General features: G+C 70.0%; 23 protein-coding genes. 5 read left to right on the top strand and 18 right to left on the bottom strand.

Annotated elements, in window-relative coordinates:
• The first annotated feature begins 48 nt into the window (after positions 1-48).
• Together QRN26_RS11430 and QRN26_RS11425 are read left to right on the top strand one after the other, a co-directional pair.
• The gene (locus QRN26_RS11430; protein WP_285036841.1) at positions 49-738 is read left to right on the top strand and encodes an AzlC family ABC transporter permease; all 690 of its coding nucleotides are present in this window, start codon (positions 49-51) and stop codon (positions 736-738) included.
• On the top strand, positions 735-1,058 hold the full coding sequence (locus QRN26_RS11425; RefSeq protein WP_056007936.1) for an AzlD domain-containing protein: 324 nt from the start codon (positions 735-737) through the stop codon (positions 1,056-1,058). Before QRN26_RS11430 ends, QRN26_RS11425 begins: the two co-directional genes overlap by 4 nt.
• A gap of 102 nt (positions 1,059-1,160) precedes the next feature.
• Here QRN26_RS11425 and QRN26_RS11420 read toward each other — a convergent pair whose 3' ends face one another.
• Entirely contained in the window at positions 1,161-1,940 is a 780-nt protein-coding gene (locus QRN26_RS11420) for a glucosamine-6-phosphate deaminase (protein WP_285036836.1), read from the bottom strand.
• Positions 1,933-2,844 (bottom strand): ROK family protein, encoded by a 912-nt coding sequence (locus QRN26_RS11415; RefSeq protein ID WP_056778654.1) that lies wholly within the window; start codon positions 2,842-2,844, stop codon positions 1,933-1,935. Before QRN26_RS11415 ends, QRN26_RS11420 begins: the two co-directional genes overlap by 8 nt.
• 254 nt (positions 2,845-3,098) lie before the next feature.
• Between QRN26_RS11415 and QRN26_RS11410 the strand changes: the two genes are divergently transcribed.
• A complete protein-coding gene (locus QRN26_RS11410; protein WP_056778657.1) occupies positions 3,099-3,512 on the top strand; it encodes a hypothetical protein in 414 nt (137 codons plus the stop codon).
• A gap of 56 nt (positions 3,513-3,568) precedes the next feature.
• Here the strand turns inward: QRN26_RS11410 and QRN26_RS11405 are convergent, their stop codons facing one another.
• From QRN26_RS11405 to QRN26_RS11385, 5 genes are all read right to left on the bottom strand, one after another.
• Positions 3,569-6,595, bottom strand: coding sequence for an alpha-mannosidase (locus QRN26_RS11405; RefSeq protein ID WP_285036832.1), 3,027 nt, complete (start codon positions 6,593-6,595; stop codon positions 3,569-3,571).
• Between the two features lie 48 nt (positions 6,596-6,643).
• Positions 6,644-7,561: a carbohydrate ABC transporter permease gene (locus QRN26_RS11400; protein ID WP_285036829.1), complete on the bottom strand. Its 918-nt coding sequence runs from the start codon at positions 7,559-7,561 to the stop codon at positions 6,644-6,646.
• Positions 7,558-8,511 carry a carbohydrate ABC transporter permease gene (locus QRN26_RS11395; protein ID WP_285036827.1) on the bottom strand — a complete coding sequence of 318 codons (954 nt, stop codon included), beginning with the start codon at positions 8,509-8,511 and terminating at the stop codon, positions 7,558-7,560. Before QRN26_RS11395 ends, QRN26_RS11400 begins: the two co-directional genes overlap by 4 nt.
• Positions 8,508-9,845 carry an extracellular solute-binding protein gene (locus QRN26_RS11390; RefSeq protein WP_056007955.1) on the bottom strand — a complete coding sequence of 446 codons (1,338 nt, stop codon included), beginning with the start codon at positions 9,843-9,845 and terminating at the stop codon, positions 8,508-8,510. Before QRN26_RS11390 ends, QRN26_RS11395 begins: the two co-directional genes overlap by 4 nt.
• Positions 9,846-9,994: 149 nt before the next feature.
• Positions 9,995-11,209 (bottom strand): NADP-dependent isocitrate dehydrogenase, encoded by a 1,215-nt coding sequence (locus QRN26_RS11385; protein WP_056007958.1) that lies wholly within the window; start codon positions 11,207-11,209, stop codon positions 9,995-9,997.
• 286 nt (positions 11,210-11,495) lie between these two features.
• On the opposite strand from QRN26_RS11385, the gene QRN26_RS11380 reads away from it, so the two are divergent.
• Positions 11,496-11,948 carry a GNAT family N-acetyltransferase gene (locus QRN26_RS11380; protein ID WP_056007961.1) on the top strand — a complete coding sequence of 151 codons (453 nt, stop codon included), beginning with the start codon at positions 11,496-11,498 and terminating at the stop codon, positions 11,946-11,948.
• A gap of 3 nt (positions 11,949-11,951) precedes the next feature.
• The gene (locus tag QRN26_RS11375; protein ID WP_285036821.1) at positions 11,952-12,272 is read left to right on the top strand and encodes an MGMT family protein; all 321 of its coding nucleotides are present in this window, start codon (positions 11,952-11,954) and stop codon (positions 12,270-12,272) included.
• An 18-nt stretch (positions 12,273-12,290) separates the two neighbouring features.
• On the opposite strand, the gene QRN26_RS11370 is transcribed toward QRN26_RS11375, so the two are convergent.
• From QRN26_RS11370 to sucD, 11 genes are all read right to left on the bottom strand, one after another.
• The gene (locus QRN26_RS11370) at positions 12,291-14,066 is read right to left on the bottom strand and encodes a sensor histidine kinase (RefSeq protein ID WP_285036819.1); all 1,776 of its coding nucleotides are present in this window, start codon (positions 14,064-14,066) and stop codon (positions 12,291-12,293) included.
• Positions 14,059-14,736 carry a LuxR C-terminal-related transcriptional regulator gene (locus tag QRN26_RS11365; protein WP_056778673.1) on the bottom strand — a complete coding sequence of 226 codons (678 nt, stop codon included), beginning with the start codon at positions 14,734-14,736 and terminating at the stop codon, positions 14,059-14,061. The genes QRN26_RS11370 and QRN26_RS11365 overlap by 8 nt, the downstream gene beginning before the upstream one ends.
• Positions 14,737-14,828: 92 nt before the next feature.
• On the bottom strand, positions 14,829-16,649 hold the full coding sequence (locus QRN26_RS11360) for an ABC transporter ATP-binding protein (RefSeq protein WP_056007973.1): 1,821 nt from the start codon (positions 16,647-16,649) through the stop codon (positions 14,829-14,831).
• Positions 16,646-18,478 carry an ABC transporter ATP-binding protein gene (locus QRN26_RS11355; protein ID WP_285036816.1) on the bottom strand — a complete coding sequence of 611 codons (1,833 nt, stop codon included), beginning with the start codon at positions 18,476-18,478 and terminating at the stop codon, positions 16,646-16,648. The genes QRN26_RS11360 and QRN26_RS11355 overlap by 4 nt, the downstream gene beginning before the upstream one ends.
• Before the next feature lie 153 nt (positions 18,479-18,631).
• Entirely contained in the window at positions 18,632-18,760 is a 129-nt protein-coding gene (locus tag QRN26_RS11350; protein WP_285036814.1) for a hypothetical protein, read from the bottom strand.
• Positions 18,761-18,939: 179 nt separating this feature from the next.
• Positions 18,940-19,254 carry a hypothetical protein gene (locus QRN26_RS11345; protein WP_056007979.1) on the bottom strand — a complete coding sequence of 105 codons (315 nt, stop codon included), beginning with the start codon at positions 19,252-19,254 and terminating at the stop codon, positions 18,940-18,942.
• A gap of 88 nt (positions 19,255-19,342) precedes the next feature.
• Complete coding sequence (gene ddaH, locus QRN26_RS11340; RefSeq protein ID WP_285036811.1) at positions 19,343-20,554, bottom strand: dimethylargininase; 1,212 nt, start codon at positions 20,552-20,554, stop codon at positions 19,343-19,345.
• Positions 20,555-20,661: 107 nt separating this feature from the next.
• The gene (purH, locus tag QRN26_RS11335; protein WP_285036808.1) at positions 20,662-22,269 is read right to left on the bottom strand and encodes a bifunctional phosphoribosylaminoimidazolecarboxamide formyltransferase/IMP cyclohydrolase; all 1,608 of its coding nucleotides are present in this window, start codon (positions 22,267-22,269) and stop codon (positions 20,662-20,664) included.
• Complete coding sequence (gene purN, locus QRN26_RS11330; protein WP_285036806.1) at positions 22,266-22,892, bottom strand: phosphoribosylglycinamide formyltransferase; 627 nt, start codon at positions 22,890-22,892, stop codon at positions 22,266-22,268. The genes purH and purN overlap by 4 nt, the downstream gene beginning before the upstream one ends.
• Positions 22,893-22,901: 9 nt before the next feature.
• On the bottom strand, positions 22,902-24,179 hold the full coding sequence (locus QRN26_RS11325; protein ID WP_285036804.1) for a cell division protein PerM: 1,278 nt from the start codon (positions 24,177-24,179) through the stop codon (positions 22,902-22,904).
• A gap of 126 nt (positions 24,180-24,305) precedes the next feature.
• Positions 24,306-25,196 (bottom strand): succinate--CoA ligase subunit alpha, encoded by an 891-nt coding sequence (gene sucD / locus QRN26_RS11320; RefSeq protein WP_056007994.1) that lies wholly within the window; start codon positions 25,194-25,196, stop codon positions 24,306-24,308.
• Between the last annotated feature and the right edge of the window lie 6 nt (positions 25,197-25,202).

The raw sequence follows: 25,202 nt of genomic DNA, 5'->3' as shown, positions 1-25,202 counted from the left end.
CGTGCGTTCGATTTGACGAACGATGGGCGGTCGTTCAATATAGTGTACGTGCGTTCGATATGGAGTCTGCTCGGTCGGAGGACCGCCCGCGCCATCGCGCTCGTGTGCGTCGCCGACGGACTCGTCGGCATCTCCTACGGCGCGGTCGCCGTCCACTCCGGCCTGCAGCCCTGGGTGGTGTTGGCACTCGCCCTGCTCGTGCTCGCCGGCGCCTCGGAGATCCTGTTCGTCGGCATCGTCGCGGCCGGGGGCAGTCCGCTGACGGCCGCACTGGCCGGCCTGCTCGTCAACGCGCGACACCTCCCCTTCGGCCTCGCGATCCACGAGGTCGTCGGCACGGGCTGGCGCCGGATCCTCGGGACGCACCTGCTCAACGACGAGTCCGTCGTCTTCGCCCTCGACCAGGACACGCTCGACCGCAAGCGCGCCGCCTTCTGGGCGTGCGGGCTCGGCATCCTGCTCTGCTGGCCCGCCGGGGCGGCGCTCGGGGCGTTCGCCGGTTCGGTCGTCGAGGATACGGACGCGTTCGGGCTCGACGCGATGTTCCCGGCGGTCCTCCTGGCGCTCATCTTCCCCGCACTCCGCGAGCGCCGCACGAGGCGAGCCGCACTCGTCGGAGCCGTCGTCGCCGTCGCTGCGACCCCGTTCCTGCCGGCGGGCGTGCCCGTGCTCCTGTCCCTCGTCGGCTTGCTTCTCGGGTTCGGCCGCCGGCGACCGACGAAGCAGGTCGCCTCGTGAACCAGTCCCTCATCGTCCTGGCCGGGATCGTCATCCTCGCGGCGGGGACCTACGCGTTCCGTCTGGCCGGACCACTCCTCCGCACCCGCGCCGAGGTCTCGGAACGCGTCGAGACCCTCCTCGCCGATGCCGCGATCGTCCTCCTCGCCGCCGTACTGGCGACCACCGCACTCACGCAGGACCAGCAGTTCGCCGGTGTCGCGAGGCTCTCGGGCGTGCTCGTCGCCGGCGTCCTCGCGTGGCGGGAGGCGCCGTTCGTCGTGATCGTGCTGGCCGCGGCCGTGAGCACCGCGCTCCTGCGCCTGGCCGGCGTCGCCTGATCCGTCCCTGACCCACCGACCGGTCCCGGACCCACCGACCGGTCCCCGACCCACCGACCGGTCCCTGAGCCTCTCGAAGGGCGACCGCCTCGGGTATCGCGGTCAGATCCCCTGCCAGGCCGGCTTGTTCGCGTAGGCGTAGCGGTAGTAGTCCGCGTGCTGGAGCTCGGACGCCGCCGCCTCGTCGATGACGACGGTGGCGCGCGGGTGCAACTGCACGGCGGAACCGGGCAGGCTCGCCGACAGCGGCCCCTCGAGTGCGGCGGCGATGGCCGCCGCCTTCCCGGCGCCGAACGCCAGGAGCACGAGATGCCGCGCCCGCAGGATGGTGCCGAGCCCCTGGGTGATGCAGTGCATCGGGACGTCGTCGATCGAGTCGAAGAACCGCGCGTTGTCGCGACGGGTCTGCTCGGTGAGCGTCTTCACCCGGGTCAGGGAGGCGAACGACGAGCCGGGCTCGTTGAACCCGATGTGGCCGTCGGTGCCGATGCCGAGGATCTGCAGGTCGACGCCACCGGCGGCTTCGAGCGCCGCCTCGTAGTCCGCACCCGCATGCTGGATGGTCTCCGTCGCGCCGTTCGGCACGTGGATGCGCTCCGGCACGAGTCCGAGCGGTTCGACGACCTCGCGGGTGATGACGGACCGGTACGACTCGGGGTGCCCGGCCGGCAAGCCGACGTACTCGTCGAGGGCGAAGCCGCGCACCTGCGACAGGTCGAGTCCCCGCGTCCGCTCCGCGAGCGCCGCGTAGACGGGTACCGGCGTGGATCCCGTCGCCAGTCCGAGGACGACGTCGGGCCGCCCCGAGATCAGCGCGACGACCGCCTCGGCGACGAGCTCGCCTGCGGCAGCTGCATCCTTCACGATCACGACTTCAGCCATGTGATGACGCTCCTCTTCCCACGAGTGCCGCGCCGACCGCCGCGACGGGTGACCCCGTCGGCACGAAGCGCACCCGCTGTTCCAGGTGGAGTGATTCGACGAACCGGGACCCGGCGGCGGATTCGGCCAGGGCCTCTCGGATGACGGCGAGCAGGCGCCCGCCGAGAGCAGTGAGTCCCCCACCGAGGACGATGTCGTCGGCGTCGACGGTGAGGGTCAGGATGCGGACGGCCGCCGCGGCGCCGTGGCCGAGACGCGCTCGGAGGGCGATGGCGCGCGGGTCTCCGGCGTCGGCGCGGTCGAACATCTCGAGCACGGGGAACGCTGCGCTCCCACCCCAGGCGGTGGCGACGGCGCCGCCGGCGGCCATCGTCTCGATGCAGCCGCGCTGGCCGCATCCGCAGCGATCGCCGAGGGGGTCGACCGACAGGTGCCCCACTTCGCCGGCGACGCCACTCGACCCCTGCCACAGGCGACCGTCGGTGATGATCCCGGCGGCGACACCCGTGCCGAGGTTCAGGTAGGCCATGGTGCCCGAGCCGTCGAGCAGCTGCCAGGCGCCGAGCGCGGCCGCCTTGACGTCGTTCTCCACCGCGACCGGCACGGCGAGGTGCCGGTGGAGGATCGCGCCGAGCTCGAGCTCCTCGACGTCGAGGTTGACGGCATGGGCGACGACACCGGTGCCCGGCACCACCAGGCCGGGGATGCCGACACCGATCGAGGTGAAGCTGTCGATCGGACGGTCGACCGCGAGGGCGAGTGCATGGACGGCCTCGAGCGCCGTCTCCACCACGGCCTGAGCGCCCCGCCCGGTCGGGCGTCGGAGACGGTGCAGCAGGGCTCCGTCGTCGGTGACGACGACGGCGTCGGTCTTCGTGCCGCCGATGTCGAGTCCCACCCTCACGCGGGTCGTCCGCGGAGATCGTCGTGGCTCGTGTGCATGGCGTGATTCCTTCAGTCCCGGGTGCGAGCTGCCCCCACCGGTTTGTTTGCCAAGCTTACAAATATTCGTGGCGCAAGTCCATGCCGCAGCCCGCCGTCCGACGCGATGACGCCCGATCCCCGCCAGGTGTCGGCCTCCAGCGGTACCCTGGAGACCGGCCCGCAGCGCGCGGGCGGCCCGGTGACGGGCACCGAACACGGGGGACCCACACCACCATGAAGAAGAACGCAGCAGCATTCCTCGGCGCGATCGCCGTCGCGGGCCTGCTCCTCACCGGCTGTGCCGGTGGCGCCCAGAGCAAGGCCGACGCCTGCAAGGTGATCGAATCCGAGGTGACCGACTCCGCAGCCAAGCTCCAGTCCGGCCTCAGCTCGCTCTCCTCCGACCCCGAGGGCGCCGTGACGCAGCTCGACGACTTCGCGGACACCTTCGAAGCGGCCGCCGGCAAGGTCACGAACAAGGAGGTCAAGGACTCGGCCGACGCCTCCGTCGACGCCCTCCAGGCCTTCATCGAACAGGCGAGGACCGCCGTCAGCGACCCGGCGACCGCGGACCAGGCCGCCCTGACCGACTCCCTCTCGAAGCTCCAGTCCGAGTTCACGGACCTCGGTACGACCTGCAGCCTCTGAGTCCTCACCGTCATGGAACGGGCCCCGGATCACCTGATCCGGGGCCCGTTCCTGGTTCACTGCATCCGGGCCGCCCGCAGCGTGAGGATCTCGAACGGGCGCAGGCGCAGCTCCACGGAACCGTCGGGGGCGAGTCGAGGCTGTTCGCCGTGCTCACGCTCGAGGAGGTCCGTCCGTCGGACCGACCGGACCGGGAACCCGAAGGACACCCGACCGGCCGACCGGCCGCCGGTGGCCTCGTAGAGTCGGACGACCAGATCGCCTGAGCGGTCCTCCGCGAGCTTGACGGCCTCGACGACGATGCCGGGGCGGTCGACGACGACGATCGGGTCCACCGCCGCACCCTGGACCGGCCGAAGCGGCAGGTTGATCCGATACCCCTCCGCCGCGGCGTCGAGGATCCCGGCGCCGACCGTGAGGGTCGACCGGAGGACGTGCTCCCCCTGGTCCGCCGTCGGGTCCGGGAACCGGGGCGCCCGCAGCAGCGACTTCCGGACGAGCGTCGTCGTGCCCCCGTCCTCGCGCGTGGTGCGGGTGACGTCGTGTCCGTAGGTGGAGTCGTTGGCCACCGCCAGGCCGTACCCGGGCTCCCCGACGTGCACCCACCGGTGCGCCGCCGTCTCGAAGCGGGCGGCATCCCAGGAGGTGTTCACGGCCGTCGGACGGTCGACGTGGCCGAACTGGATCTCGGAGCTCGCGACGTCGGCCCGGACGTCCAGCGGGAAGGCGAGTTTCAGCAGCTTCTGGCGCTCGTGCCAGTCGACGGCCGTCAGGATGTCGACGGTCGGACGCCCTGCGTCGAGCGCGATCGTCTGGGTGACCGAGGAGGACCCGAAGCTCCGACGGACGAGGACCGCGACGCGCCCAGGCGTCTCGAGCGCGACCTCGACGACGTCGGCCCGGTCCAGCACGGTCCAGTGCGTCCGATCAGCCAGGTCCACGTCCCAGGCGTCCCACTGGTTCGGGGTGTCGCGGAAGAGCTGCAGCTCCGCAGTAGCGGCACCGGGCGCGACGACCTCCCGGTCCGCCGCGAGGTCGAGGACGGAGGTGACGCGCCCGTCCGCGTCGACCGTGACGCGGACGAGGTCGTTGTCGAGGACGAAGCCACCATCGGCCCGCCCGGACAGGACGGCTCGGCCGGCCGTGGTCGTGGCCGCGACACCGAGGGCCGGTACGCCGTCGACGACGAACGGAGACGCGTTCGCGAACCCGGCCGGTCCGCCGTCTCCCGGCGCGGTGAGCGCACGGAGTGACTCGTCGACGAGCGCGGTCAGACGTTCGGCCACGGCTTGGTAGTTCGCCTCCGCGACCTGGTGGACCCAGGCGATCGACGAACCCGGCAGGATGTCGTGGAACTGCTGGAGGAGGACAGTGTGCCACGCCTCGTCGAGGGCGTCGTAGGGGTACTCGGCACCGGTCCTGATCGCCGCCGTCGCCGCCCAGAGCTCCGCCTCGCGGAGCAGATGCTCGCTCCGGCGGTTGCCCCGTTTCGTCCTGGCCTGCGAGGTGTAGGTCCCCCGGTGGAACTCCAGGTAGAGCTCCCCCGACCACACCGGCGGCGAGGGATAGTCGGCCCGGGCTGCTGCGAAGAACGCACTCGGCGTGCCGATCTCGACCGTGGGCGAGCCCTCGAGCGACCTGGTCCTGACGGCGGCAGCGAGCATCTCGCGTGTCGGTCCGCCGCCACCGTCGCCGTGACCGAACGGGAGCAGCGAGACGTTCGACTCGCCCTTCTCCTGGAACTGCCGCTGCGCACGGTGGAGGTCGGTCGCCGCGAGCGCCGAGTTGTAGGTGTCCGCCGGCGGGAAGTGGGTGAAGACCCGGGTGCCGTCGATCCCCTCCCACAGGAAGGTGTGATGCGGGAAGCGGTTCGTCTCGTTCCAGGAGACCTTCTGCGTGAGGAAGTCCGTGGCGCCGGCTGCGGCGACGATCTGCGGCATCGCCGCGGAGTACCCGAAGGAGTCCGGCAGCCACACCTCCGTCAGGTCCAGCCCGAACTCCTCCAGGAAGAACCGTTTCCCGGCGACGAACTGGCGGGCCATGGCCTCCCCTCCCGGGAGGTTGGTGTCCGACTCCACCCACATGCCGCCCACGGGCACGAAGCGTCCCTCCGCGACCCGCGACCGGATGCGCTCGAAGAGCTCCGGGTAGTGGTCGCGCATCCAGGCGAACTGCTGGGCGGAGGAGCAGGCGAACACGAAGTCGGGGTCGTGGTCCATGAGGTCCAGGACGTTCGAGAAGGTGCGCGCACACTTGCGGATGGTCTCCCGCACGGGCCACAACCACGCCGAGTCGATGTGGGCGTGACCGACGGCGACGATGCGGTGCGCGCTCGCGGAGGCGGGAGCGGCGAGCAGCGGCGCGAGCACGTCGCGGCCGAGCTGCGCGGTCCCGGCGACGTCGTCGGGATCGACCTCCTGCACGGCCCTGCCGAGACCACGCAGGAGCTCGGCCCGCCGAGGCAACTCCGGCCCGAGTTCACGTCGGAGGCCGTCGAGCGTCCAGCAGTCCTGCAGCAGCTCCCAGACCGTGACGTCGAGCTGGACGACGTCGACGCGATTGAGGCGGTAGATCGGATCCGTGCCGGCGGTCGCGGGATCGCCGAGCGGGGTGGGCGCGAAGTCCCACACTCCGGCGACGTCCGGGTTCGAGGCCGCCTCCACCCAGACGTCGACGACGCCGCCCGCGCCGACCTGCACCGGGACGTGCATGTTCAGGGGTTCGAGCGCCTTCACGATCCGGCCGCTCGGGTCGTACACGAGACCCTCCGCCTGGAATCCGGGTTGAGCGATGGAGAACCCGAGGTCGATCAGGAGCTCGATGCGCGTCCCCGGCTCGTCCCACCCGGTGGGCACGGTCCCTGTGACGTGGAACCAGGTGGTCCCCCACGGTCTCCCCCAGGCGTCGCCGACGGCGAACGGCCGGTGCTCCGCGGCGACGGCGGTCTCGAACGGCACGGGTTCACCCGGGACCTCCCAGGCCGTCACGTCGAGTGGCGCCGACCTCCGGAGGAGCGCCGGGGTGAGCCGCTCCCGCATGAAGCGGACGATCCGGGCTTCGGTGAGCGCGTCGTCATGGTGCATGGTGGAGCCCTTCGTTCGAGACGGTGGTACCGGGTCGGACGCAGCCGACTACTTCACGGAGCCCTCCGTGAGCCCGCCCCGCCAGAACCGCTGGAGCACGATCATCGCGATCGCGAGCGGGATGATCGACAGCAATGCACCACCGGTGGTGAGCTCGTAGAACTCCGGGGGGCGGTCGACCTGGCTCCGCCAGTTGTTGAGTCCCAGCGTGATCGGATACAGGGAGCTGTCCGACAGCATGACGAGCGGCAGGAAGTAGTTGTTCCAGATGCCGACCAGCTGGAACAGGAAGACGGTCACGAGCGCCGGCGTCAGGATCGTCAAGCCGACCGTGTGGAAGATGCGCAACTCACTCGCGCCGTCGATCCGGGCCGCCTCGATGAGCGAGTCGTCGATCGTCGCGTCGGCGTAGATCCGACAGAGGAACAGGCCGAACGGCGAGACGAGCGACGGGAGCAGCACCGCCCAGGACGTGTTCGCGAACCCCAGCTGGCTGAAGAGCAGGAAGAGCGGCAGCGCCGTCGCGGTACCGGGGACGAGCACCCCGCCGAGGATGGTGCCGAACACGAGGTTCCGACCCCGGAACCGGTACTTCGCGAGGGCATAGCCACCGGCTGCTGCGAGGTAGGTCGCGACGAGCGCGCCGACACCCGCGTAGAGCACCGAGTTGCCGAACCATCGGACGAAGATGCCGCCGTCGTAGGTGAGCACCTCGTGCAGGTTCGACCAGAGGGAGAACTCCGAACCGAGGAGGAACCCGTTGCTCCCGAAGAGGTCCTCGGTGCTCTTCGTGGCCGCGACGACGACCCAGTACACCGGCACGAGGAAATACACGGCGACCACGACGAGGACGCCCGTCACGATGACGCGCGAGGCCCGGGAGCCGCCTGGGCGTCCGTGCCGGTCCGTCAGCCGCTGCGACCGCTTCGACGCGGTCGCGGTCGTGATGCTCCTGGTCGTGCTCATGACGCCCTCCTCGAGGTCAGTCGGAGGAAGGCGAACGAGAGCGCGAACGCGACCACGGCGATCAGCACGGCCTGCGCGGCCGCCACGTTGTAGTCGTTGTAGGCGAAGGCGGTCGTGTATGCGCTGAGGTTCGGCGTGTACTCGTTGTCGATCGCCGGGGAGACGGTCTGCAACACCTGCGGCTCGGCGAAGAGCTGCAGTGTCCCGATGATCGAGAACACCGTCGTGAGGATGAGCGCCGGTCGGATGAGCGGCAGCTGGATGCTCATCGCGACCCGGAACGGTCCGGCGCCGTCGACCTTCGCCGCTTCGTACACCTCACCGGGGATGGCCTTTAACTGGGCGACGATGATCATCATGTTGTAGCCGGTGTAGGTCCACGTCACGATGTTGGCGATGGACCAGAGCACGGTGCCTGCGCCGAGGAAGTCGAGTTCGATCCCCATCGCCCCGGCGATGTCGATGATCGGGCTGAGCCCTGGGACGTAGAGGAACGACCACAGGATCGTCGCGATCACGCCGGGGATGCCGTAGGGCAGGAAGTACACGGCCCGGAAGAACCCGGGCCACTTCGCGGAGGCGGACTCGAGCAGGAGCGCCAGCAGGGTGCACAGGGCGATCATGACCGTGACCTGCACCACGCCGAAGAGGAGCATCCGGCCGATCGAGGCGATGAAGTTGCCGTTCTCCAGGGCTTGGACGTAGTTGGAGAACCAGGCGAACTCGGTGGTGACCCCCTCCTCTCCGAAGACGCCCTTTCGCGAGACGCGGAGGAAGCTGCTGCCGATCGCGACGATGATCGGCAGGATGAAGGTGAGGATGAAGAGCGCCAGGAACGGTCCGAGGAGGACCCACGGGGCCGCGACCGAGGTCCGGCGTCGGCGCAGCGCTCCCGGGCGCGACGGGTCGCCAGACGCACCACGGTCCGGGCGTTCCGTGACGGCGGTCACGACGCCGCCTCGATCCGAAGCCCCTTGTTGCGGAACGCGGTGATGACGTCGCGCTGCCCCTGGACCACCGCGTCCACGAGGGTGCCGCCCGAGGCCTTGGCCCGGAACCCGTCGGCGAGGATGTTGAAGGTCTGCTGCGTCAGCGGCCACCACTGCCATTCGTCGTTCTGTTCCGTGGCCGCCGGCACGAAGACCTCCTCGTTGTAGTTCTGGCCGCCGAAGAACTCACTCGGCTGCTGTCGGCCGGCACCGATGTAGGCGTCGTTCGGTGACCAGCCGATGCCGGAGTGCTCGATCATGGCGTCGATACCGGCTTCGCTCGTCGTCATCCACACGGCGAACTCGAGCGCCTCCCGCGGGTGGGCGCTGTTCGCCAGGACGGCGGCCGTGGACCCACCCTGGAAGGTCGAACCGTACCCACCGCTCGCCCACCGTGGCAACGGCGCGACCCGCCACTTGCCCTCCGCCCCGGAGACACCCTGCAGGAGGGCGTCTCCCCAGCTGGCGCCGGCGACCGATGCGATCGAGTCCTTCGCCGCAGCGGCGAACCAGGCCGGTGAGAACTGGCTGTAGGAGGTGGTCATGACGCCCTCGTCGATGGCCCGGTCGAAGAATCGCGCCGTCTCCAGGGTCGCGTCGTCCGTCATGTCGACGATCCATCGGTCGCCGTCGACGCGGAACCAGGACGCGCCGGCCTGGGTCGCCATGGCCGCGAACCACGAGGCGTCGTCGAGGGCGAAGCAGTCCAGGTACATGCCTGCCTCGCGCACCGCCCCCGCCACCTGGAACCAGTCGTCCCAGGTGGTCGGCGGCTTCGCGCCCACCCGGTCGAGCAGATCCGGCCGGTAGTACAGCGCCATGGGACCGGAGTCCTGTGGGATCCCGTACACCCCGTCGACGTAGGAGACCTGGTTCCAGAGGGTCTCGTTGTACCGCGACGCGACCTCGTCGGCGCCGTAGCGCCGGAGGTCGATCAGCCCGTTCACGAGCAGGAACTCGGGGAGGGTCCGCATCTCGACCTGTGCGAGATCCGGGCCACCGCCAGCTGCGAGCGCCGAGTAGAGCTTCTGATACCCGCCGTCGTTGCCGCCGGGGATCCACACGGCCTCGACCTGGACGTTCGGGTGGTCGGCGTTCCAGACGTCCGCGACCTTCTGGAGGTCCTTCAACCAGGCCCAGTACGTGAGGGTGATCCGTTCGCCCGAGCCGATCGGGGCGATCGTCCGACCCGTGTTCGGCGACACCGTGCCCGGAGTGGAACAGCCCGCCAGGAGCGCCGTCGCCCCACCCGCCGCAGCCCAGGCGAGCAGCTGTCTTCTCGTCATCGGTGACATCGATGGTCCTCACTTCGTCGTCGAGGTGGTCCATCGACGCTAACACGACCGTCCGGAACCGCGTCGAGACCCGAACGGCGGACGGGGCCCGGGAGCGTGTGCTCCCGGACCCCGTCCGTGTGGTGCTGGTGTCGGTCAGGCCGACGTCATCAGGCCAGGCGCGCCTTGAGGTTCGCCGAGATCGTCTCGAGGAACTCCTCGGTCGTCTGGTAGGCCTGCTCGGGCCCGACGAGGAGCGCGAGGTCCTTCGTCATGGCGCCGGACTCGACCGTCTTGATGACGACGTCCTCGAGGGTCGCTGCGAACTCGATGAGCTCCTGGTTGTCGTCCAGCACGCCGCGGTGCTGCAGGCCACGGGTCCACGCGAAGATCGACGCGATCGGGTTCGTGGACGTGGGCTTGCCCTGCTGGTGCTGACGGTAGTGACGCGTGACGGTGCCGTGCGCCGCCTCAGCCTCGACGATCTTGCCGTCCGGGGTGGCGAGCACGCTCGTCATGAGGCCGAGAGAACCGAAGCCCTGGGCGACGGTGTCGGACTGGACGTCGCCGTCGTAGTTCTTGCACGCCCAGACGTAGCCGCCCTCCCACTTCATGGCCGAAGCGACCATGTCGTCGATGAGGCGGTGCTCGTAGGTGATGCCCGCGGCCTCGAACTGCTCCTTGAACTCGGCGTCGAAGATCTCCTGGAAGATGTCCTTGAAGCGGCCGTCGTAGGCCTTCAGGATCGTGTTCTTCGTGGAGAGGTACACCGGGTAGTTGCGGTTGAGGCCGTAGTTGAGGCTCGCCCGTGCGAAGTCGCGGATGGAAGCGTCGAGGTTGTACTGCACCTGGGCGATGCCGTCGCCCGGCGACTGGAAGACCTCGAACTTCTGCGGCTCCGAGCCGTCGTCGGGCGTGAACTCGACCGTGAGCTTGCCCTCGCCCTTGAAGAGGAAGTCGGTCGCGCGGTACTGGTCGCCGAACGCGTGACGGCCGATGATGATCGGCTTGTTCCAGCCCGGGACGAGCCGCGGGATGTTCGAGATGATGATCGGCTCGCGGAAGATGACGCCGCCGAGGATGTTGCGGATGGTCCCGTTCGGGCTCCGCCACATCTTCTTCAGGCCGAACTCCTCGACCCGCGCCTCGTCGGGGGTGATCGTGGCGCACTTGACGCCGACGCCATGCTTCTGGATGGCGTGCGCGGCGTCGATCGTGATCTGGTCGTCCGTCTCGTCACGCTTCTCGATGCCGAGGTCGTAGTACTCGAGGTTCACATCGAGGTAGGGGTGGATGAGCGAGTCCTTGATGAACTGCCAGATGATGCGAGTCATCTCATCGCCGTCGAGTTCGACGACGGTGCCTTCGACCTTGATCTTCGACACTGGTTGTCCTTTCTGATGCCGCCCTGAGCCGAGCGGCCTACGGAGGTGCGCACGCGGTGGAGTGCTCCGCATGGCATGGAGGAGACCGCATCCGAAAGGTGGGACGGCACGGCCAGCACCTAGCTTACAAGACGCGCCAGGTCTCTTGACATCGAGACAGTTCCGGATCGCCGACCGGCGGAGCCCTCGCCGTCGACTGGGGATCCGCCGTGGGTGTGCGCGCCCGGGGGCGTGTCGGCACCCGGGCGGACTATCCGCGGTGGACCGGACAGGTTAGCCTGAAGTCATGGCTGAGCTGCGTCTGGAAGAACTGTCCGCATCGACGATCGTGGCGGTCAACGCGCTCACCATGAAACCCGGGCAGGAGCAGTTCGTCGCTCCCGTGTCCTACGCGGTCGCGGCCGCCGTCGTGAACCCCGCGACCTCGTGGCAGCGCGTCATCCTCGACGGCGACGAGGTCGTCGGCTTCATCTCCGCGAACTTCGACCACGAGTCCATGCAGGAGGAGTTCCGCTCCGCCCTCTGGCGCATCAACGTCGACGCCGACGACCAGGGACGCGGCGTGGGCCGGTTCGCGGTCGCCTCGCTCATCGAGGAGGCCAAGAAGCGCGACTTCGACCACGTGAACGTCATCTACGAGCCCGGCGACCTCGGCCCTGAGGCGTTCTTCCTCCGGGTGGGCTTCTCCCCCGTCGGTGAGACGCAGTACGGCGAGACCATCGGCAGCATCAGCCTCTGACCCGTGGGCGGGCAGCCGGCGATCGACACCGCTGAGGCCTTCGCCGAGGCCGTGTTGGCGGTGGTCGCCGACATCCCGGAGGGCTGTGCTCTCAGCTACGGGCAGGTCGCCTCGATCATCGGATCGAGGTCGGCTCGCGGGGTCGGGCGGGTGATGGCCCAGTACGGGCACGCCGTGCCCTGGTGGCGCGTCGTCCGCTCCGGAGGCCTGCCGCCGACCGGCCACGAGGAACGCGCGCTCGAGCACTACGAGGCCGAAGGCACACCGATCGTCCGGATGAGCGGCGGGCGGTACCGGCTCGGCCGGGAGGCCCTCCTCCACTGACGCGCCTGCGGCTCGGGTTCAGACGGGCAGCTCGATCGTGACGGCCGTCCCGCCGGCGCGAGGGCTCTCGATCCGCATGGTCCCGCCGACGGCGTCGACCCGGTCGGCGAGGCCGCGCAGTCCGCTCCCGCTCGCCGGGTCCGCGCCGCCCACCCCGTCGTCCGCAACGACCACCCGCAGTCGGCCGTCCGCGTCGCCGACGGTCACCTCGCAGCCCGTGGCCTCCGAGTACTTCGTGACGTTGGCCAGACACTCCGAGACGACGTAGTACACGGTGGACTCGATGAGTTGCGTCGGGCGCTCGCGGAGCTCGACGTTCACACGGGTGACGACCGTGCAACGCCGACCGAGTTCGGCGATCGCCGGCCCGAGACCACCATCGGCGAGGAGCGCCGGATGGAGCCCGCGCGCGAGCTCGCGGAGCTCCTTGATCGCGCTCGCGAGCTGCTCGATGGTCGTCTCGAGTCCTTCGGCGAGCGCGAGCTGCCCGTCGGCTCGCGCCGCATCGCTCGCCATCCGGAGCCGGAGGGCGACCGAGAAGAGCTGCTGCTGCGAACCGTCGTGCAGGTCGCGCTCGGCACGACGGCGCGCCTCGTCCGCCGCCTGGACGATGCGCAGCCGCGAACGGTTCACCTCGCGCAGGGAGTGCCGGAGTTCTCCGGTGAGCCGCTCGTTGTCGATCATGATGCGCAACGACGCCGACACCGAGCGCAGCAGTTGCGGGTTGTCGAGGAGCGCGGCGTCGTGCTCGATGTACACGAGCGGGGCGTCCGCGTCGCCGACGCTCGACATCGCCCGTCCCCGAGCGTCCCGCCCCGTCGTCCGCTGCGAGCCCGGCCACACGAGACGGGCCGAGCGGTCGCCGAGGACGGTCTTCACGGAGCTGTCCCAGCGGTCGTGGCCGGTCTCGCTCAGCCCGCCGGTCTGCACGAGGTCGACGGCCCTGGCGCGGATCGCCCGCATCCGGACGAGCCCCGTCGCATAGGCCGCCGGCACGAGCACCACCGAGAAGGCGTTGAGGTCCTCGACGGCGAGTCTGAGGTCCTGCGGCCAACCGCCCAGGCGCGCGAGGGACCATCCGACGCCGATGACGAGCCACAGGACGAAGGCCACCGGCATGATGAACGCCACCTGCCGGGCCGCGCCGCTGCTGCGCGCCCACCGCAGGAGCACCACGCCGGCGACGACCACGGCGAAGAGCCCCATGACGGCGGCATGCGCCTGGCCGAGCACGGCGGCGAGCCCGCCGTTCGCCAGCACCGCGTAGGAACTGGGCTCGTGCTGCGCGTCGAGCGGGTATCGACGGGTCAGCACGAGGGTCGCGATCGCGTACGTGACGAGGTACACCGACGCCGTGATGACGAGCCGGCGGTCGAAGCCACGCCGCAGGCGGCCGGCGGGGAAGGCCAGGGCCAGCCAGACCAGGGCGACCCCGGGGAGGACGGAGATCGACATGAGGAGCGGCCAGAGCCAGCCCGCCTCGACACCGTACGCCCACATGTAGGCCGTCTCGGCCACGGTGTACCCGACGATCACCCACCCGGGGACCGAGGTCGGAGCCAGCCACCAGATGAGGCCGGCGGCGGTCAGTGCGGCGAGGTGACCGACGAGCCAGGGCAGCCCGTTGCCGTCCGCGATGCCCGGCTGGACGACACCGAACACCACCGAGCAGACGCAGAGGAGCGCCGCCGCGACCAGGATGACGAGGCGGAGCGGCCACGGCAGTCGGCCACGACCGACGGGTGCCGGGATCGGCAGCGAGGTCGCCCGTCCGCGTGGGCGACCGTCAGCCATCCGTGTGTTCCAGCCAACGCACGACCGCGAGCACGCGGCGGTGGTCCGCCGGCGAGTCCTCGAGTCCGAGCTTGGCCAGAATGCGGCTGATGTGCGCCTCGACGGTTTTCAGGCTGACGACGAGCGCCTTCGCGATACCGGAGTTCGACCGCCCCTCGGCCATCAGGGTGAGGACCTCCCGCTCACGCTCGGTGAGGTGGTCGAGCCCGTCGGAACGGGTGCGTTCGGCGACGAGGAGGGAGACGACCTCCGGATCGACGACGGACTCACCGGCCGCGACCCGTTCGACGGCGTCGACGAGCGTCCCCGAGTCGGCGACGCGGTCCTTGAGGAGGTAGCCCGTGCCGCCGCCCGAACCGAGCGCGCGGACCGCGTAGGCGGGCACGGCGTAGGTGCTGAGGAGGAGGACCCCAGCACGGAACCCCGTGGCCCGGAGCTGCTCGAGGGCCACGATGCCCTCGTCGGTGTGGGTGGGCGGCATGCGGATGTCGAGGACGACGGCGTCCAGCTGCAGTCCGTCGTCGATGCGCTCGACCAGCTCGACCGCGGAACCGAAGGACCCCACGACGTCGTGGCCGCCGGCCCGGAGGATCTGGACGACGCCCTCGCGGAGCAGCACGGCGTCGTCGGCGACGGCGACGCGCAGCGAACGCGGTTCATCACTGGTCATCCGCTCATTGTGGCAGGTCGGGCGGTCGAGGTGTAGTGCCCGGCGTCCGTCCGTCACCGGAGGACACCGGGCACCACACCCCCGCGCACCCGTCAGCCGAGGGAGGAGCGCCAGGCGGCGTGCATCGCGGCGAAACGGCCGGTCCCGCCGATGAGGTCGGCCGGCGCACCGTCCTCGACGATCCGCCCGTACTCCATCACGAGCACCCGGTCGGCGATCGCGACGGTCGAGAGGCGGTGCGCGATGATGATCGCCGTCCGGTCGGCGAGCAGCGTCTGCAGCGCCTCCTGCACGAGTCGCTCGCTCGGGATGTCGAGCGACGCCGTCGCCTCGTCGAGGATGAGCACGGCCGGATCCGCGAGGAACGCCCGCGCGAAGGACAACAACTGCCGCTGCCCGGCCGACACGCGTCCGCCACGCTTGTTCACGTCGGTGTCGTAACCGTCCGGCAGGGCCTCGATGAAGGTGTCCGCGCCGACGGCCCTGGCCGCTGCCCGGATCTCCTCGAAGCTCGCGTCGGGCTTGCCGAGGGCGATGTTCTCCGCCACGGAGCCGGAGAACAGGTACGCCTCCTGCGTGACCATGACGATGGCACGGCGGAGATCCTTCGGGTGCAGCTCGCGCAGGTCCACGCCGTCGAGGCGGACGGCACCCTCGGACGGGTCGTAGAACCGGCTCACGAGTTTCGCGAGCGTCGACTTGCCGGCACCCGTGGTCCCGACGAGGGCGATGGTCTGCCCTGCGGGGATCTCGAGGTCGAAGCTCGGCAGGATGACGCGGTCCGCCGCGTATGCGAACGTCACGTCGTCGAAGGTGATCCGGCCCTTCGAGGCCCAGAGGTCGACGGGCGCCACCGGGTCGGGCACGCTCGGACGTTCCTCGAGGACGCCGGAGATCTTCTCGAGCGCCGCCGCGGCCGACTGGTAGGAGTTGTAGAACATCGCCATCTCCTCCATCGGGTCGAAGAACCGACGGGTGTACAGCAGCGCCGCGAGCAAGGCACCGATCGCCAACTGGCCGTCGGCGACACGGAACCCGCCCACGAGCAGGACGACCGCGACGGAGAGGTTGCCGATGAACACCAGTCCGGGGTCGAACACCCCGAACAGCTGGATGACCCGGGCGTTGACCGTGCGGTAATGCTCCACGGTCGCGCCGAAGGTCTGCTCGTTGCGCCGCTCCTTGCGGAACGCCTTCACCGCACGGATGCCCGTCATCGCCTCCACGAAGAAGACGATGAGCTTGGCGGACGCCACCCGCGACTCACGGAACAGCTTCTGCGATCGGATCTGGAACCAGCGGGTGAGCACGGTCAACGGGATAAGCGCGCCGAGGAGCACCAATCCGCTGACCCAGTCGACGAGCACCAGTGCCACGGCCGTGAAGCCCATGTAGAGCACGCCGGACACCAGCTGGTTGATACCCGAGTCGAGGAGCTCACGGATGGAGTCGAGGTCGCTCGTCTGCCGCGAGATGATCCGCCCGGAGGTGTAGTTCTCGTGGAAGTCGAGACTCAACCGCTGCGTCTGCAGGAACACCCGCTTGCGGAGGTCGATGAGGATCGCCTGGCTGATCCGCGCCGCGAGCACGGTGTACCAGGAGATGAGCGTCGCCCCGACGGCCCCCGTCAGCAGGTACGCCCCGACGACGAGGAACGCCGGCATCCAGTCGGCGCGCTCGAGGATCGCGGGGAGCGCCCGGTCGATGCCGAGCGCGATCAGCGCCGGACCCGCCACCTGCGCCGCCGTCGAGACGATGACGATCGTCATGGCCGCGACCACGCGCCAGCGCAGCGGCGCCATGAGGGAACCGAGCAGTCGCAGCGAACGTCGTCTGATCTGTGCGGACTCGGCACGGGTCAGGTCGTCGCGCTCCTCGCCCCGCACCCCGTGGACCGTCTGTTCCTGGCTCACAGGTTCACCTCCTGTCGGATCGTCTCGCGTTCGTCTGCTTCGAGACTCGAGATCACATAGCGGTAATGGTCGTTCTCCCGGAGGAGGTCGCTGTGGCGGCCCACGGCGGTGATGCGTCCGTCCTGGAGGAGCGCGACGCGGTCGGCGAGCATGACGGTGCTCGGGCGATGGGCGACGATGAGCGCCGTCGTCGACGCGAGGACCCGTCGCAGGGCCGCCTCCACGAGCGCCTCCGTGTCGACGTCGAGCGCCGACAGCGGGTCGTCGAGGACGAGGACCGCCGGGCGGGCGGCGACCGCGCGCGCCAGCGCCAGCCGCTGTCGCTGGCCACCGGAGAGGCTGAGCCCCTCCTCCCCCACGGTCGTCTCGACGCCGTCAGGCAGTTCGTCCACGAACCCCGCCTGCGCGATGTCGAGTGCCTCGCGGAGGACCCGCTCGGCTTCGGGCGAGTCGAGGTCCAGGTCGTCCCGTCCGAGCAGCACGTTCTCCTTGACGCTCGCCGAGAAGAGCGTCGCGTCCTCGAACGCCATCGCGATGTGGCGACGCAGTTCCTCACGGGTGAGCGCTCGGATGTCGATGCCGTCGAGCAGGATGCGCCCTCCGGTCACGTCGTACAGCCGCGTGGTCAGGGCGGTGATGGTCGACTTGCCGGAGCCGGTCAACCCGACGAGGGCCATGGTCTCCCCCGGTTCCAGGCGCAACCGGACGCCGTCGACGACGTCACGCTCACGCGCTGGTGCGTCCTCGTACCGGAAGTGCACGTCCTCGAACACGAGCTCGCCCACGGGGTCGGCGAGGTGCTCGGGATGTTCCGGGTCGATGATCGTGTTGACCGAGTCCAGCACGTCGAAGTACCGGTCTGTCGCCGATCGCGTGTCGAAGGTCATGGCCAGCAGGAAGCCGACCGACTCGATCGGGAACCGCAGGATCGTCGCCGTCGCGAAGAAGGCGAACAGCTGACCGACGGTGAGTTCGCCGATGGACGCCAGCCAGACCCCCGCCAACAGGCAGAGCGCGAACGCGATGTCCGGCAGCAGCACGAGCCAGAACCAGATGCCGGCGATCGCCTTCGCCTTCTCGATCTCCGTCCCACGCAGGTCCTCCGCACGGGAGGTGAAGCGCTGCAGCGCGTGCTTGCCGCGCCCGAAGGCCTTCAGCACGCGGATGCCGTGCACGGACTCCTCGACCGCGGTCGCGAGGTCGCCCGCCTGGTCCTGGCTGCGCCTCGCGATCACCGAGTAGCGCCCCTCGAAGGTGAATCCGAAGATCCACACGGGGATCGCGAGAGCGATGAAGATGAGGCCGAGGAGCCAGTTCCACGTGAACAGGATGACCGCTCCGACGATGATGGTCACGCCGTTCACGATGAGCAGGACGAAGCCGAAGGAGATCCACCGGCGGATGAGACCGAGGTCGCTGACCGCACGCGAGAGCAACTGCCCGCTCTGCCAACGGTCGTGGAAGGTCACCGGCAGGTCCTGCAGCTTCGCGAAGAGCGCGTTCCGCATGCGGGCCTCGACGTGCGTGCCGGGGGTCAGGACGAACCAGCGGCGCAGGGCGATCATGACCGCTTCGAGGACACCGAGCGCGAGCACCACGATGACCGCCGGCCAGATCTGCGAGGAGTCACCACTCGAGAGCGGACCGTCGACGAGCGCCTGCAGCACGAGCGGGATGGCGAGCGCGACGAGGCCGGCCACGAGCGCGGCGACCATGCCGAGCACGATCCGCGGCATGGCCGTCTTCGCGTAGGGGTAGATCCGCATGAGGGCACGGAAGGTGCTCTGACGCGGTTGGACAGGACGGCGGTCGTCGCCGAGCGGAGTCATTGCGGGGAATCCTTGCGAGAGAGTCGGCGTCGTCGAACGCCGACGGAACAGTGGTCGTGGAACAGCCGGACGGCGAGGTCGCTCTGCGGGATCGCAGCATCCGGTGACGGGTCCGGGCGACGCCGGACGGATGATGTGGCGGACTGCCGGGTACTAGTGCGGTGCGACGGCGTCCGTCACGGCTGGCCCGGAGGCTGGTCGGGCGGCGGCGGCTCGGCGGCTCGAGGCGGAACGGGCACGGTCGACCGTCAGCGCTGGAGCGTCCTGGTTCGAGAGCGTCATGGCATCCTCCTCATCCTGTGGGGCGAGAGCCGCGGGCCGGGTGCACAGGTCGCACTCGAACGCGGGCGGCACCGATCACGAGGAACGAGGGTCGGCGCAGCAGACCAGACTATGGGAGGACGACGCCGGACTGCAAGGGATCCATGCGCTTGCCCACATGGGGTCGGTCGGTCCCGCCGTCAGGACGCCGGCTCGTCGACGATGCCGACGAAGGCCCCGATGCCGTCGATCTCGCGCCGACGCGATCCCTCGGGGACCGGCGGCAGTTCGTCGGCCCCATGCCAGGAACAGCTCACCATCGAGAACTCCGGCCACCACTTCTTCGGACGGAGCGTCTCGCTGGTGCCGCAGATCGTGCAGCGGAGTTCGACCCAGACCGGCCGCTTGCCCGTCCGGTTGGCACGGGACTGCACGTACCACGCGGGAGGATCGGCTTCGAACGCGGCGAGCTGCTCCGCAGACCAGAACGGCGGGATCCCATGGTGCCTGGCCATCTCCAGCGGGATGTCCAGACGCTGCGCGACGGCCCTCCGGTTCAGATCCCGTCCACCCCGCGCTCCAGCCTGCTGTTCCACGATCGGCTCAGCTGACCCGCACGGACAGGCAGGTGACGCAACCCTCGAGCTTCTCGAACTCGCTGATGTCGACCTGCACCACGGTGTAGCCGCGGTCCTCGAGCAACGCGGCCGTCTTCGGCGCGGCTGCCGAGATCAGCACCGTGTCGTCGGCGAGCTCGACGACTGCGACGCCCTCGCGCTCGGGGACGACCAGGTGTCGGCCGAAGAAGGACGGGTCGTCGACGAGGTCGGGGTGGACGAGGACGGTGCCGTCGGGCAGCGCGGTGACCGTCGACTTCAGGTGCAGTGCCTTCGTGACGGGGACGGCGACGACGTCGAAGCCACGCGGAGCGAGAATGTTCCGGAGCTGGCGCACACCCTCGGCGTTCGTGCGGCCGCTGCGGCCGACGTACACGGTGGTCCCCACCTGCAGGACGTCGCCGCCCTCCAGGGTGCCGTCACCCTCGATGCGGTGGACGCGGAGGCCGAGTTCACGCGCGGTGGTCTCGGCGGCGACGATCTCCGGACGACGGCTCTCGGCGCCGGGACGGGTCACGATGGCGAGGTCGCCGACGACGACCACAGCGTCCTCGATGAAGACGGAATCGGCGAGCTGGTCGGCCCAGGACACCTCGGTGGTGTCCCAACCCGCGGCGTCGAGCGCGGCGACGTAGGCGTCCCACTGCTGGTCGGCGAGCTCGGTGTCGATCGTGGCGCGTTCCTGGTGCGTGACGAGCCCCTCGGCGAGGTTGGAGGCGGGCATGCGGACGAGTGCGATGCGTCGACCTTCGTCGAGCACGGCGTCCTGCGTCCGGATGACCATCCGGTAGACGGGGTATCCGATGAATGCCGCGGACAGGGCGATGACGACGACGAAGACGAGGTTGAGGCTGATCAGCGTGGCGACGATGCTGCCGAGCACGGTGCTGTTGACGGGCTGACCCGTCGTCGCGACCTGCACGATGAGGCCGAGGAGCGCGCCGATGACGGCGAGCGCCGCTCCGCCGAGGAGGGCCAGGAGCCGGAACCGGTACAGGCCGACGACGCCGACGATGAGGAGCAGCACGAAGGTGATGATCGTGCTCTCGAAGAAGTACGGACTCGCCTGGGCGAAGATCGTCCCGGCGAACTGGTAGCCGACGAAGGTGACGAACATGACCCCCAGGAAACCGACGACGATGGTCGCGACGGCGGCGGCGGCGGATGCGATGAGTTTGCGGCTCCAGGTGGCAGTCATCCGACAACCGTAGCGGAACGACGCAGCGGCGCCGGGCCACGAAGGCCCGACGCCGCTGGGAGATGACCAGGAGCTCGCTCGGATTCCGCCGAGGAGCACCCGCCGGTCTAATGGAAGAAGTGACGCTCCCCCGTGAAGTACATGGTCACGCCGGCTGCCTGCGCCGCGGCGATGACCTCCTCGTCACGGACGGAACCGCCCGGCTGCACGACCGCCCGCACACCGGCGTCGAGCAGGACCTGCAGACCGTCGGCGAAGGGGAAGAAGGCGTCCGACGCGGCGACGGAACCCGCTGCGCGGTCACCCGCCCGGCTGACGGCGAGGTGGCAGGAGTCGACGCGGTTGACCTGACCCATACCCACGCCGACACTCGCGCTGCCCTTCGCGAGCAGGATGCCGTTCGACTTCACCGAACGGCACGCCTTCCAGGCGAAGATGAGGTCGAGCAGGGTGTCGTCGTCCGCCGGTTCACCGGTGACGAGCGTCCAGCCCTTGGCGGTGTCCTGGGGGTCGTCGGCGAAGCGGTCGGCGTCCTGGTACAGGAGGCCACCGGAGATCTGACGGACCTCGTGTGCTTCACGCGTGAACCCGTCGGGCAGCTGCAGCAGACGCAAGTTCTTCTTCGTCTTCAACACCTCGAGCGCGGCGTCCTCGAAACCGGGGGCGACGAGTACCTCGGTGAAGATCTCCTTCACCGTCTCGGCCATGCCGAGCGTGACCACACGGTTGGCGGCGATGACCCCGCCGAACGCAGACACCGGGTCGCACTCGTGTGCGCGACGATGGGCGGACGCGATCGGGTCGGGCGCCTTCGGGTTCGCGAACGCGATCCCGCAGGGGTTCGCGTGCTTGATGATGGCGACGGCCGGGTTGGCGAAGTCGTACGCGGCACGGACCGCAGCGTCGGCGTCGACGTAGTTGTTGTACGACATCTCCTTGCCGTGCAGCTGCGTGGCCTGGGCGATGCCCGCGCCGCCGGGACGGACGTAGAGGGCCGCGGCCTGGTGCGAGTTCTCGCCGTAGCGCAGCACCGTCTCGCGACGACCGGTGACGGTCAGGGTGCTCGGGAAGGCCTCGCCCTCGGTCGTCTCCGTGCTCGCGAACCAGGCCGAGACCGCCGCGTCGTAGGAGGCGGTGTGCTCGAAGGCCTCAGCGGCGAGGGAGCGTCGCTGCGCCAGCGTCGTCCCGCCGGCTCCGACCGCGTCGACGATCAGTCCGTACCGTTCTGGCGAGACCACGATGGCGACGTTCGCGTGGTTCTTCGCCGACGCGCGCACCATCGCCGGTCCGCCGATGTCGATCTGCTCGACGACGTCGTCGCCGACCGCGCCACTCGCGACGGTCTCGACGAAGGGGTACAGGTTCACGACCACGAGCTGGAACGCCTCGATGCCGAGTTCCGCCAGCTGGGCCTCGTGGGACTCGAGCCGCAGGTCGGCGAGCAGACCGGCGTGCACCGAGGGGTGGAGCGTCTTGACGCGGCCGTCGAGCGACTCAGGGAACCCGGTCACCTCCGAGACGTCGGTCACCTCGTGCCCGGCACTCCGGATGGTGGCAGCCGTCGACCCGGTCGAGACGATCTCCACCCCGGCGGCGGCGAGCGCACCCGCGAGCTCGAGCAGACCGGTCTTGTCGCTGACGGAGACGAGCGCACGACGCACGGGGACGACGTCGCGTTCGCGGTAGAGGCTGTGGTCGTGACTGGGACCGCTCATGACTGGGGTGCTCCTTCTGCTGGCGGGCGGGACGCCGTGGAGAGCGCCTCGAGGTCGATGGTTCCGGTGGCGAGGTCGCGGACGGCCTGGACGAGCAGTCGCCGCTCGACGGGCTTGATGCGCTCGTGCAGGCGGTGCTCGGTGTCGTCCGGCAGGATCGGCACGCGCTCCTGCGAGATGATGGGCCCCGCGTCGACACCGTTGTCGACGACGATGATCGACGCACCCGTCTGCGTGGCGCCGGCGGCGAGCGCGTCGCGGACGCCGTGGGCGCCCGGGAACTCCGGCAGGTACGCGGGGTGGGTGTTGATGATGCGAGGCGAGAGGGCGTCGACGACGACCGGCGGGAGCAGGCGCATGAGCCCGCTGAGCACGAGGACGTCAGGACTCCAGACGCGGATCTGCTCGAGGAGCGCCGCCCCCCACTCCGCTCGGGAGTCGAACGAGGAGTACGGGACGGTGAACGAGGGGATGCCAAACTCCTCGGCGTGGGCCAGGCCGTCCGCCTCGCGATCGGAACCGACCGCGACGACCCGGGCGGGGAAGTCCGCGTCGCGTGAAGCTTCGAGGAGGGCGCGGAGATTGGATCCGCCACCGGAGATCAGCACGACGAGTGACAGCACCAGAGCATCCTATCGGTCGCGGGCGTTCCGGACGCTCGGGCGGACCTGCAGCTCCGGGAGGCGGTCCTCCTCCGCCAGGTGCGTCGGACCGGCGGCCATGCCGATCACCGCGGCGATCCCGACGGTGAGCGTGGTCCACAGGCCGGTGGCCCACCCGTTCGGGCCGACCTCCACGAGGCGGCCCGGGCCGGCGGCGCCCGCCGAGATCGCAGCGAGGACGCCGACGACGACTCCCGCCGTGACGCCGATGCCGAGGCCGACGACGGCCAGTCGTGCGAGGCCGTCCCTCCCGTCGAGGTCGACGAGCAGGCGCCGTCGCAGCACGACCGCCGCGGCGAAGCCGATGACGACCGGGACGACGAGCACCGCGAACCCGAACGGGCTCTCCCCCGTCGGGATGGCGCCGAGCACCGGGACGGCCGGCATGCTGCCCACGAGCGTGCCGATCGGGGACACGGCCGTCCCGCTGCCGATGGCGAACCCGCCGCCGGTGATCCAGCTCATCGCCCAGATGACGAGGTTCGGGAGGTACAACAGCTCGGCGCCGGTCACGATCGCGCCACCCAGGACGCCGTACTGCGCGCTCTCGTGCAGGGAGATGATGGCGCCATAGCCCGCGGCGATGAGGACGGCCGTCAGGACGGCGGACACCGCGAGCAGCGCGGACGCGGCGAGCGCCCCGCCTCGGAGCGAGGTGACGATCATCGGCCACGCGCCGGCCGGCAGCCGGTCGAGGGTGGCGCGGAGGCCGTCGAGGATCGGGTCGGCCGCATCCTGCTCGCGGAACCGCACCCACAGGGCGGCGACGACGACGCCGAGCGCGAACCGGACGGTCGGGGCGAGTGTGCCCTGGACGATCGACGGTCGGACGGCCGGGTGGAGGGCGGTGAGGGTCACGAGGAACGCCAGGACGGCGAACACCAGCACGGACACGACGACGGCGCCCTGCCACCAGGTGCTGCGGGCGGCGCGCATCCCCGTGCGCACCCCGAACAGGACCGTGCCGATCGTGAAGGCGAGCGGTGCGAGCGAGACGAGGAAGGGTTCCATCCCGAGCGGTAGCCCGAGCTGGGTGACGAGCTCGGTGTCGAGGGTGATGCGCATGCTCGAGCCGTTGCCGAGCGTCCAGATGTCGACCGCCCCGCGCCACAGCGCGGCCGGATCGACCTCGAGCTGGAAGTACAGCGCCCACAGGGCGAGCAAGGGGACGAGTGCGACACCGATGCCGATGGCCACGGCGAGCGTGGCATCGAGGGCGGCGAGGAGGGCGACGGTCAGACGTTTCATGCGCCTCCGACCCTACCCGGCGCGGTGCACCCCGAACGTCAGGCACACGGTGGGCGAGGCCCAGAACGCCGCGACGCGACGCCCGGATCGGGCGCCGCGTCGTGGGTGCTGGTGATGCGTGCGTCGCTACAGCGAGGCGATGATCTCGCGCATGAGGTCGGCGGTCTCGCTCGGCGTCTTGCCGACCTTGACGCCGGCGGCCTCGAGGGCTTCCTTCTTCGCCTGCGCGGTGCCTGCGGAGCCCGAGACGATGGCGCCGGCGTGGCCCATGGTCTTGCCCTCCGGGGCGGTGAAGCCCGCGACGTAACCGACGACCGGCTTGGTGACGTTCGCCTTGATGAAGTCGGCCGCGCGCTCCTCGGCGTCGCCGCCGATCTCGCCGATCATGACGATCGCCTTGGTCTCGGGGTCGGCCTCGAACGCGGCGAGCGCGTCGATGTGCGTCGTCCCGATGATCGGGTCGCCGCCGATGCCGATCGCGGTCGAGAAGCCGATCTCGCGCAGCTCGTACATCATCTGGTACGTCAGGGTGCCCGACTTCGACACGAGGCCGATGGGTCCCTTGCCCGCGATGTTCGCCGGCGTGATGCCGACGAGCGACTCGCCCGGCGTGATGATGCCGGGGCAGTTCGGGCCGATGATGCGGGTCTTCGAGCCCTTGGACTGGGCGTAGGCCCAGAACTCGGCGGAGTCGCCGACCGGCACGCCCTCCGTGATGATGACGAGCAGCGGGATCTCGGCGTCGATGGCCTCGATGACCGCGTCCTTGGTGAACGCCGGCGGCACGAAAGCGATCGACACGTCCGCGCCGGTCTCGGCGATGGCCTCGGCGACCGTGCCGAACACGGGCAGCTCGACGCCGCCGTCGTGGGTCACGGTGGTGCCGGCCTTGCGGGCGTTGACGCCACCGACGACCTGGGTGCCGGCCTTCAGCATGAGCGCCGTGTGCTTGGTGCCCTCACCGCCGGTGATGCCCTGGACGATGACCTTGGAGTCCTTGTTGAGGAAGATTGACATGCGTGT

The organism is Plantibacter sp. ME-Dv--P-095, assembly GCF_030209365.1.
Taxonomy (GTDB): domain Bacteria; phylum Actinomycetota; class Actinomycetes; order Actinomycetales; family Microbacteriaceae; genus Plantibacter.
This window is presented reverse-complemented; position numbering and strand designations above follow the sequence as displayed.